Below are 419 nucleotides of genomic sequence, written 5' to 3'. Positions count from 1 at the left end.
GCGCACCTCGGTGGCCATGGCCAGCAGGTCGTCCAGCTTGGACTCGGTGGGCACCCACATGTAGCCGCCGGGGATGGAGGTCATGATGTGGGGCATCTTGCCGCCCAGCAGAGCGGACATCTGGGAGGCGCGGGCCTGCATCTTCAGGGCCTCCAGGTAATGGGAGGTCAGGATGAGGTCGAGCTCGGGGGTGAGCTTGTACGCCTCGCCATTGTCGGCGTCGAACCAGTTGCCCGAGAAGATGGACAGCTGGCCGTTGGCCGCGAAAGCCGCCAGCTTGTCATAGAGCTGGTAGAGGTCGGAGTGCAGGGCCAGGTTGTTCTCCTGGGCCACCGCGTAGGCCTCGGCCACATTGGCGTTCAGGGCGTTCAGCGGGTTGACATAGTCCAGAGCCACCAGGTTGTACAGCCACAGGATGT

The 419-nt window shown here is 64.0% G+C and carries 1 protein-coding gene; it reads right to left on the bottom strand.

The genetic code is table 11. From position 1 onward, the window contains the following. Nucleotides 1-419, bottom strand: a 419-nt coding sequence (locus PZH32_RS11515; protein WP_275208393.1) for a nickel-dependent hydrogenase large subunit, incomplete at both ends; no start/stop codon positions are given.

It is taken from the genome of Adlercreutzia equolifaciens (genome assembly GCF_029076695.1).
Classification (GTDB): domain Bacteria; phylum Actinomycetota; class Coriobacteriia; order Coriobacteriales; family Eggerthellaceae; genus Adlercreutzia; species Adlercreutzia equolifaciens_A.
Note: the sequence above shows the minus strand (reverse complement) of the source record. Positions and strands in the feature narration are given on the sequence as shown.